General features: G+C 60.7%; 6 protein-coding genes. 2 read left to right on the top strand and 4 right to left on the bottom strand.

Going from position 1 to position 9,897, the window contains the following annotated elements; translation table 11 throughout:
- From C515_RS0116065 to moaA, 4 genes are all read right to left on the bottom strand, one after another.
- Window positions 1–1,185 (bottom strand): MFS transporter (locus C515_RS0116065; RefSeq protein ID WP_028455889.1); only part of this gene is annotated, 1,185 nt, incomplete at its 3' end.
- 16 nt (window positions 1,186–1,201) lie between these two features.
- On the bottom strand, window positions 1,202–2,491 hold the full coding sequence (locus C515_RS21565) for an MFS transporter (protein ID WP_051305030.1): 1,290 nt from the start codon (window positions 2,489–2,491) through the stop codon (window positions 1,202–1,204).
- 56 nt (window positions 2,492–2,547) lie between these two features.
- Window positions 2,548–3,066, bottom strand: coding sequence for a response regulator transcription factor (locus C515_RS22730; RefSeq protein WP_245575047.1), 519 nt, complete (start codon window positions 3,064–3,066; stop codon window positions 2,548–2,550).
- A 115-nt stretch (window positions 3,067–3,181) separates the two neighbouring features.
- Window positions 3,182–4,183, bottom strand: a complete 1,002-nt coding sequence (gene moaA, locus C515_RS0116050; RefSeq protein ID WP_211234085.1) for a GTP 3',8-cyclase MoaA — start codon at window positions 4,181–4,183, stop codon at window positions 3,182–3,184.
- A 276-nt stretch (window positions 4,184–4,459) separates the two neighbouring features.
- Between moaA and C515_RS0116045 the strand changes: the two genes are divergently transcribed.
- Both C515_RS0116045 and narH read left to right on the top strand, forming a co-directional pair.
- Window positions 4,460–8,140 carry a nitrate reductase subunit alpha gene (locus C515_RS0116045; protein WP_028456347.1) on the top strand — a complete coding sequence of 1,227 codons (3,681 nt, stop codon included), beginning with the start codon at window positions 4,460–4,462 and terminating at the stop codon, window positions 8,138–8,140.
- 104 nt (window positions 8,141–8,244) lie between these two features.
- On the top strand, window positions 8,245–9,789 hold the full coding sequence (narH, locus tag C515_RS21555; protein ID WP_081687006.1) for a nitrate reductase subunit beta: 1,545 nt from the start codon (window positions 8,245–8,247) through the stop codon (window positions 9,787–9,789).
- The last annotated feature ends 108 nt before the right edge of the window (window positions 9,790–9,897 follow it).

The following is a 9,897-nucleotide window of genomic DNA, read 5'->3' as shown; positions in this document are numbered from 1 at the left end:
CAAGGATTTCTTTTCTTCCGCCTCGCCCTTGCCTGCCGCTTCACGCTTGCACAGGGTCGAGAAAATGGTGGGGATCATTTTGTAAGTCGAGCCGTTGCCGATGCCGGCCCAGGCGAACAGCCACAGGAAGCTGAGCAGGAACATGGTCCAGTTGCCGCCGACCGGCGCGCCGCCGGCCATGGCCGGCAACGCCGACAGCACGCCGAGCACGCCGGCTGCCATGCCGGCAAAGACCACCAGGGTTACTTTGGCGCCGCCGAGCTTGTCGGAAATCGTGCCGCCGACCGGGCGGATCAGCGCGCCGATCAGGGGGCCGATAAACGCGATCTTGGCCACGGGGATTTCCGGAAACATGGTCTTGGTGAGCAGGGCGAATGCGCCGGCAAAGCCGATGAAGCTGCCGAAGGTGCCGATATAGAGGTAGCACATGATCCAGTTGTCGCGGCGCTTGAAGATCACGGCCTGCTCGGCAAACGAGGCTTTTGCGTCCGCAATGTCGTTCATGCCGAACCAGGCGGCCAGCGTGGCGGCGACAATCAGCGGCACCCACATGAAGCCGGCATTCTGCAGCCACAGGCTTTTTTCCACGCCGTCTTTCATATAGTGCTGCGCGTCGCCACCGAAGGCGCCAAACAGCGGCAGGGTGATCAGCAGCGGAATCAGCAGCTGCGCGAGCGATACGCCCAGATTGCCGAAACCGGCGTTCAGGCCGTTGGCCTTGCCTTTCTCGGCCGACGGGAAGAAGTAGGCGATATTGGCCATCGAGCTGGCAAAGTTGCCGCTCCCCAGCCCGCACAAGAGCGCAATCGCCAGCATCACCGGATAGGACGTGGTCGGGTCCTGCACGGCAAAGCCCAGCCACAGCGCCGGAACCAGCAGCAGGCCGGTCGAGATGGTCGTCCACTTGCGCCCGCCCACCATCGAGGGCATGAAGGAGTAGAAAATCCGCAGCGTGGCGCCGGACAGATTGGGCAGTGCGGTCAGCAAAAAGAGCTGATCTTTGGTGAAGGTGAAGCCGGCATTGGGCATGTTGAGGGTCACCATGGACCACAACACCGAAATCGAAAACCCCAGCAACAGGCAGGGAATCGAAATCCACAGATTGCGCCGGGCAATGCTCTTGCCCTCGCTTTGCCAGAAGGCCGCGTTTTCCGGCTCCCAGCGTTTCAGTACGGCACTCGACATGATGGTTCTCCTTGGTTTAAAGCTTGCCGCTGGCCGTGGCCAGTTTCTGGGCCGAGGCGTGTCTGATCGCCTCTTCTTCGGCCAGCGGTTTGAAACTGAAATGCATCCACACGAGGCTCACGCAGACGGTGCCGTAGAGCAGCATGAAGCAGCTGGAACGCACGCCGCTGAAATCAAGCAGCGCGCCAAACATAATCGGCAGGATGAAACCGCCCAGCCCGCCAGCGAGCCCCACCACGCCGGACACGGCGCCGATATTGCTGGTGAAGTCATCAGAGATGAACTTGAACACGGAGGCCTTGCCGATCGCCATGGCGATGCCGACGACAAACAGCAGCACGGTAAACGGCACGACCGAAAGACCAATATCGAGCGAAAGCGGCCCTTTGGTGGTCTGGATGATCATCGCCGTTTGCGGGTAGGACAGCAGAAACAGCGCCACCCACATCACCCACATCACGCCCCAGGTGACCTTGTAGGCGCCGTACTTGTCCGACAGCCAGCCACCGAGTGCGCGCAGCACGCCGCCGGGCAATGAAAAGCACGCGGCCAGCAGCGCGGCGTGCTGGATGGAAAGGCCGTATTCAGTGACGTAATACTTGACCAGCCACAGCGACAAACCAACGTATCCGCCGAAAACCACCGAGTAGTATTGGCTGTAGCGCCATACCCTCGGGTCTTTCAGCATGGTGAGCTGTCTGGCAAACGAGACGCCCGCGCCGCTGTGGTGCGAAGGGTTGGTGCTGCTCAGCAACCAGAACAGGATGGCGGTGATCAACATGCCCACCGCGTACACCTGCGGCACCACCACCCAGCCGTACAGACCGATCAGCACGGGCGCGATGAATTTGTTGACCGCCGCGCCGGAATTGCCGGCGCCGAAAATACCCATCGCCAGCCCTTGCTGGCGCTTGCTGAACCAGCGCGCGACATAGGGTGTGCCCACGGAAAACGAACCACCGGCCAGGCCGACAAACAGGCCCAGCGCGAGGAAATGCCAGTAGGCGGTGGCGTAGGAAATCAGCCAGATCGGGATGACGGTGGCGAGCATCAGCAGGAACAGCACGATGCGTCCGCCGTATTTGTCCGTCCACAGCCCCAGCGGCACGCGCACCAGCGAGCCGGTGAGCACCGGCGTGGCGGTCAGCAGACCGAACTCGGTTTCGCTGAGCCCCAATGCGGTCTTGATCGGAATGCCGACGACCGCGAACATCATCCAGATGGTGAAGCAGACGGTGAAGGCCAGTGTGCTGGCGAACAGCACTGACCAGTGCTGCAACTTTTGCGGGGGCGGTTTGTTATTCATTGTCGCTCTGTCCATGTGCTTTCCGGTGCGGGTGCGCCATCCGGCGCTGCGCTGCATCAATCCTTCATGTTTTTCAGGTGCAAGGCCATTTTTGTCCGGTTGGAGACCCCCAGTTTTTTCCGCAGCTGACCCAGGTGCGACTTGATCGTGCTTTCCGCCAGGCCAAGCTCGCGGGCAATTTCCTTGTTGCGCATGCCTTTGGCAATCAGTTCGAGCACTTCCTTTTCCTTTTTGCTGATCACCGGGGCGGGAGGTTGCCCGGCGTGGCTGCCTGATGCGCCCTGCTCCCCGATGGACGCCAGCAGAATGCGGCCTCCGGGTTCACGGAGCGCGTATCCGGCCAGCTCGCCAAGATTGAGGGCATGAACGCCAAAGGCGGCATAGCCGGCAACCCCCAGCTCCTCATAAAGTTCTGCGTCGTGGATTGTGTTTTCCGTCAAGACCAGGATGGTCATTTTCGGTCTGCATTCCCGCAGCGCGCCAATGGCCCTGATGTTCTTCCTGTCGATATCGCTCAGGGAGATCACGGCCATTGCAAAGTCCTGCTTTTCGGTCAGCGCCGCTGCTGCCGCCATGTCCGGCAAGGAAAAGATGCTGCCGCCGGTGGCGTCTGTCAGTGCCTGTCTGATGATCTGGTTCAGCAGGGTTTGTCGCTCGACCAGCAGGATATTGGTGTGCCGCAACGGCATCTCAGCCCCCCGTCTGTGACATGAAGCGGATGATCTTGGCCGGCTGCTCGATGAATTCGTGGCGCTCGGGCTTCAATTCGATGGCGGCGCGGATTGCGGCTTCCAGCTCGGCATCGGAACATTCCGCGCGCAGCAAGGGGCGCAATTCGAATTTCTCTTCCTGCCCCAGACACAGGTAGAGCGTGCCATCCACTGATAAGCGCACGCGGTTGCAGGTGGCGCAGAAATGCTGCGAAATCGGCGTGATGAAGCCGATCTGCCCGCGTCCGTCCGCAGTCTGCCAGTAGCGCGCCGGGCCTCCGCCCAATTCCTGCACGCAGGACACAAGGCCGAAGCGTTCGATGAGCTGCGGGCGCACGTCGTCAAGCGGCAGGTAGTGCGCATTGCGGCCGGTATCGCCGACCGGCATGGTTTCGATCAGGCGCAGGATGAAGCCCTCATCAAGACAGAACTGCGCCATGCGCTCGATCTCGTGATCGTTCACGCCGCGCATGGCGACCATATTGAGCTTGATCGGGCTGAAACCGGCATCCTTGCCGGCCATGATGCCGGTCATGATGGCGTCGAAACTGTCGCGCCCGGTCACCGAATTCAGGCAGGCCTTGTCGAGCGAATCGAGGCTGACATTGATGCGCGCCAGGCCGGCACGTTTGAGCGCATGCGCATGCTTGCCCAGCTGCGTGGCATTGGTGGACAGCGAGAGATCGCGCACGCCGTCAATCGCCGCCAGATTGCCGACCAGATCGACGAGATTGCGCCTGAGCAGCGGCTCGCCACCGGTGAGGCGCACGCGCGATACGCCCATGCGGGCAAACGCGGCGACCACCCGTTCGACCTCGGCAAAACTCAGCCACTCGGCCGGCTCGGCATAGCCGTCGAAGCCTTTGGGCAGGCAATAGTTGCAGCGCAGGTCGCAGCGGTCGGTCACCGATACGCGCAGATAGCGGACCTGACGGCCAAACCGGTCGCGCAAGTCAGACCCTGACGGAAAATTCATGGACATCACACAATCCTCTGATTCGCTAACCAGTTTAAGCGCCCCGGTCAATGCCGACACTTGCTCTGAGGGCTTATCCCGGTTAGCCCGCTTTTGCATTGATGCGGCATTGCCGGGTACGCTTTTTTATCTAGACAATCCGGCCTTGCCCGCCTAAATGTCTAGTCATTCCTTTGCCGCATCGGCAAGACGGGTGATTCATTTGACCGATTTGCAGATGCGCGAGTAAACAGTAGTCTTTCTCCGGTACAAAAACGCCTGAACGGCCCTTGTGGAGGCTCCATGAGTCATTTTCTTGATCGTCTGAAATTCCTTTCCCGCACGGTTGATACCTTTGCCGATGGCCATGGCGCTGTCGTCGCGGAAGATCGCCAGTGGGAAAACGCTTACCGTGCGCGCTGGCAGCAGGACAAGGTGGTTCGCTCCACGCACGGGGTGAACTGTACCGGTTCCTGTAGCTGGCGCGTGTTCGTGAAGAACGGCCTGATTACCTGGGAACTGCAGCAGACCGATTACCCGCGCACCCGCCCGGATCTGCCCAACCACGAGCCGCGCGGCTGTCCGCGTGGCGCGTCGTATTCCTGGTATGTGTACTCCGCCCAGCGCGTGAAATACCCGATGATACGCGGCCGGCTGGTGAAAATGTGGCGCGAGGCGCGCGAAACGATGGCGCCGCTGGAAGCCTGGGAATACATCAGCCAGAACAAGGAACGCGCAGCCGAATACAAATCGGTGCGCGGGCAGGGCGGTTTCGTGCGTGCAAGCTGGGATGAGGCAACCGAAATCATTGCGGCGGCCAATGCCTACACGATCAAGGAATACGGCCCGGATCGCGTGATGGGTTTCTCGCCGATTCCGGCCATGTCGATGGTGTCCTACGCCGCTGGCAGCCGTTACCTCAGCCTGATCGGTGGCGTGCCGCTGTCCTTCTATGACTGGTATTGCGATCTGCCGCCGTCCAGCCCGCAAGTCTGGGGCGAGCAGACCGACGTGGCCGAATCTGCCGACTGGTACAACTCGACCTACCTGATGGTGTGGGGCTCGAACGTGCCGATGACGCGCACCCCCGATGCCCACTTCTATACCGAAGTGCGCTACAAGGGCACCAAGACCGTCGCCGTATCGTCCGATTTCGGTGAAATGGCCAAGTTTGGCGACATCTGGCTGGCGCCCAAGCAGGGCACTGACGCCGCGCTGGCGATGGCCATGGGCCACGTGGTGCTCAATGAATTCATCAAGACGGAAAAGAGCGACTACTTCAAGTCCTACGGCAAGCAGTACACCGACTTCCCGATGCTGGTGATGCTGAAAGACAACGGCCAGGGGCTGGTCGGCGACCATTACCTGCGTGCATCGCACCTGACGCTGGGTGACGAGGCCAACAACCCCGAATGGAAAACACTGCTGATCGATGCAAAGAGTGGCGACATCGTCGTGCCGAATGGCGCGGTTGGCTTGCGCTGGGGCGAAGAGGGCGAGAACGTCGGCAAGTGGAATCTGGAGCTGAAGGCTGCCGATGGCCGCGAGATTGACCCGCTGCTGTCGCTGAAGGGCAAGTCGGATGAGGTGGTGAGCGTCGGCTTCCCCTACTTTGGCGGCGAACACGACGACGTGCTCAAGCGCAATGTGCCGGCCAAGCGCGTAACCTTGAAAGATGGCTCTTCCGTACTGGTCGCGACGGTATTTGACCTGATGCTCGCCAATTACGGGGTGGATAATGGCCACGGCGGCGGCAATGTCGCGACGTCTTATGAAGATGACGTACCGTACACCCCGAAATGGCAGGAAAAGCATACCGGTGTGAAGGGCATTGATGTTGTGACGGTGGCGCGCGAATTCGCCGACAACGCCGATCGCACGCACGGCAAGAGCATGGTCATTGTCGGCGCGGCGCTGAACCACTGGTATCACATGGACATGACCTACCGCGGCATCATCAACCTGCTGGTGATGTGTGGTTGCGTGGGCCAGAGTGGTGGCGGCTGGTGTCACTACGTGGGCCAGGAAAAGCTGCGTCCGCAACAGGGCTGGGCGCCGCTGGCGTTTGCCGGTGACTGGGTGCGTCCGTCGCGTCAGATGAACGGCACCAGCTTCTTCTACGCGCACACCAGCCAGTGGCGCCACGAAAAGCTCGGCGTCGAGGAAATCCTCAGCCCGACCGCGCAGGCGGCCAAGTTCAAGGGCATGACCCTGATCGACTTCAACGCCAAGGCCGAGCGCATGGGCTGGCTGCCTTCCGCGCCGCAGCTGGAAACCAATCCGCTGGAAGTGACCCGCGCCGCCGCCGCCGTCGGCAAGGACCCGGTGGCCTACGCGGTGGAAAATCTCAAGGCCGGTACGCTGAACATGTCCTGCGATGACCCGGACAACCCGCGCAACTTCCCGCGCAACCTGTTCGTCTGGCGCTCGAATATCCTGGGTTCTTCCGGCAAGGGGCACGAGTATTTCCTGAAATACCTGCTCGGCACGCAAAACGCCGTGTTCGACGACGAAACGACCGGCATCAAGCCGTCCGAAGTCAAGGTGCGTCCGGCAGCGGAAGGCAAGCTCGACCTGCTCACCGTGCTCGATTTCCGCATGAGCACCACCTGTCTCTATGCCGATATCGTGCTGCCGACGGCGACCTGGTACGAGAAGGACGACATGAACACGTCCGACATGCATCCCTTCATCCACCCGCTCTCTGAAGCCGTGCAGCCGCTGTGGCAGGCCAAGAGCGACTGGGAAATCTACAAGCTGATCGCCAAACGCCTGTCTGAAATCGGTGGTCCGGCGCTGGGCACGCAGAAGGATCTGGTGCTCGTTCCCTTGCTGCACGACACCCCGGGCGAACTGGGTCAGCCGCTGGAGCCGAAGGACTGGAAGAAGGGCGAATGCGAGCTGCTGCCGGGCAAGACCGCGCCGAATATGGTGGTGGTCGAGCGTGATTACACGAAGATTTACGAGAAGTTCACCTCGATCGGCCCGCTGCTGGCCAAGGCCGGCAATAACGGCAAGGGCATTACGTGGAAGACGGCGCATGAAGTCGAGCTGCTGGGCAAACTCAACGGCATCGCCGCCAACGGCCAGCCCAAACTCGACACCGCCATCGATGCCTGCGAAATGATTCTGAGCCTGGCGCCGGAAACCAATGGTCACGTGGCGGTCAAGGCTTGGGAAGCGCTGTCGAAAATCACCGGCCGCGAACACACCCATCTGGCCAAGCCGCGCGAGCATGACGCCATCCGCTTCCGCGACATCCAGGCGCAGCCGCGCAAGATCATCTCCTCGCCGACCTGGTCGGGGCTGGAAAGTGAAGAGGTCAGCTACAACGCCGGCTACACCAACGTCCATGAACTGATTCCATGGCGCACGCTCACCGGTCGTCAGCAGTTCTACCAGGATCACCGCTGGATGATCGACTTCGGCGAAGGGCTGACGGTTTACAAGCCGCACATCGATCTGAAGACCACCGACGCGATGCTGAACAAGCAGCCCAACGGCAATGCCGAAATCGTGCTGAACTGGATTACGCCGCACCAGAAGTGGGGGATTCACTCCACCTACTCGGACAACCTGCGCATGTTGACGCTCAGCCGTGGCGGCCCGCACGTGTGGCTGTCGGAAGGGGATGCGAAAAAGGCCGGCATCGTCGACAACGACTGGATCGAAGTCTTCAACGTCAACGGCACGCTGACCGCGCGCGCGGTGGTGAGCCAGCGCGTCCCCGACGGCATGACGCTGATGTATCACGCCCAGGAAAAGATCGTGAACGTTCCCGGCGCCGAAACCAGCAAGAAGCGCGGCGGCATCCACAACTCGGTCACCCGTACCGTGACCAAGCCCACGCACATGATCGGCGGCTATGCGCAGCAGGCTTACGGCTTCAACTACTACGGCACGGTGGGCAGTAACCGCGATGAATTCGTGATCGTGCGCAAGATGAAGAATGTCGACTGGATGGATGAGCCGAGGCAATCGTAGGCCGGGTAAGACGTAAGCCGTAACCCGGCATCCGCGAACGCAACTCTCGACCTTAACGGCGGGTTACGGCCTCTGGCCTGACCCGCCCTACGAAGGAAAAAAACATGAAAATTCGTGCACAAGTGGCGATGGTGCTCAACCTCGACAAATGCATCGGCTGCCACACCTGTTCGATCACCTGCAAGAACGTCTGGACCAGCCGTGATGGCGTCGAATATGCCTGGTTCAACAACGTCGAAACCAAGCCGGGCATCGGCTACCCGAAGGAATGGGAAAACCAGCAGAAGTGGAAGGGCGGCTGGCAGCGCAACAGCGCCGGCAAGCTCGAACCGCGCCAGGGCGGCAAGCTGCGCATCCTGGCCAACATCTTCGCCAATCCCAATCTGCCGGAAATCGACGACTACTACGAGCCGTTCACCTACGACTACGAGCACCTGCAGAACGCACCGGAAATGCAGACGCCGCCGACCGCGCGCCCGGTGTCGGTGATTACCGGCCAGAAGATGGACAAGATCGAATGGGGCCCGAACTGGGAAGACGATCTGGGCGGCGAATTCAGCAAACGCAGCAAGGATCAGCTCTTCAAGGACATCGAGAAGGAGATGTATTCGACGTTTGAGAACACCTTCATGATGTACCTGCCGCGCCTGTGCGAGCACTGCCTGAACCCGGCCTGTGTGGCCTCGTGCCCGTCGGGCTCGATCTACAAGCGCGAGGACGACGGCATCGTGCTGGTCGACCAGGACAAGTGCCGTGGCTGGCGCATGTGCATCTCCGGCTGCCCGTACAAGAAGATTTACTACAACTGGGATTCGGGCAAGGCCGAGAAGTGCACCTTCTGCTACCCGCGCATTGAAGGCGGCCAGCCGACTGTCTGTTCCGAATCCTGCGTGGGTCGCATCCGCTATCTGGGCGTGCTGCTGTACGACGCTGACCAGATCGAAAGCGCCGCCAGCGTGGCGAACGAAGAAGACCTGTACAACGCGCAGCTGAAGGTCTTCCTCGACCCGAATCTGCCCTCGGTGATCGAAGAAGCACGCAAGCAGGGCATTCCGGACTCGTGGATCGAATCGGCGCAGAAATCGCCGGTGTACAAGATGGCGGTGGAATGGAAGGTGGCTTTCCCGCTGCACCCGGAATACCGCACGCTGCCGATGGTGTGGTACATCCCGCCGCTGTCGCCGATCCAGGCCGCTGCCGAGCGTGGCGTGATGGGTCGCAACGGCATCCTGCCGGACGTATCTGAAATGCGCATTCCGGTGAAGTATCTGGCGAATCTGTTGACCGCCGGTGACGAAAAGCCGGTGCTGGCGGCGCTCGACAAGATGTTGGCGATGCGGGCGTACATGCGCGGCAAGAGTGTCGACAAGACCGAGAATCTGGAGGTGCTGAAGCAGGTCGGGCTGACCCAGGCGCAGGTCGAAGAAATGTACCAGATCATGGCGATTGCGAACTACGAGGACCGTTTCGTGATTCCATCCAGCCACAAGGAAGAGGTCGAGGACAGCTTCAACCCAGATTATCCATTAGCCATTTCCCAAGCATTTGAGGCAAGCTTGCGGCAAGGCAGTGGGTCTTCGCTACGGCATCAAGCCGGGGCATTTCTAATGGATTCCATTAGCAATAACCTTCATGAATCAGCCACATAAGAGGTAGACATGGCCGGGCTGCCGCTGCAGGGAGATGGGTTTTCGATCAGTTTCAGCAACCGCGAGGTCACCGCCTGGGGCGGATTGGTGCTCTTCAAGCAGATGCTC

Source organism: Chitinilyticum litopenaei DSM 21440 (genome assembly GCF_000428145.1).
In the GTDB taxonomy this organism is placed as follows: domain Bacteria; phylum Pseudomonadota; class Gammaproteobacteria; order Burkholderiales; family Chitinibacteraceae; genus Chitinilyticum; species Chitinilyticum litopenaei.
Note: the sequence above shows the minus strand (reverse complement) of the source record. Positions and strands in the feature narration are given on the sequence as shown.

Bases quoted from the DNA above. Each gene is read 5' to 3' on its own strand.
- moaA (WP_211234085.1), bottom strand. From the start codon at position 4,183: ATGTCCATGAATTTTCCGTCAGGGTCTGACTTGCGCGACCGGTTTGGC.
- C515_RS0116045 (WP_028456347.1), top strand. From the start codon at position 4,460: ATGAGTCATTTTCTTGATCGTCTGAAATTCCTTTCCCGCACGGTTGAT.
- narH (WP_081687006.1), top strand. From the start codon at position 8,245: ATGAAAATTCGTGCACAAGTGGCGATGGTGCTCAACCTCGACAAATGC.
- C515_RS21565 (WP_051305030.1), bottom strand. From the start codon at position 2,491: ATGAATAACAAACCGCCCCCGCAAAAGTTGCAGCACTGGTCAGTGCTG.
- C515_RS22730 (WP_245575047.1), bottom strand. From the start codon at position 3,066: ATGGCGGCAGCAGCGGCGCTGACCGAAAAGCAGGACTTTGCAATGGCC.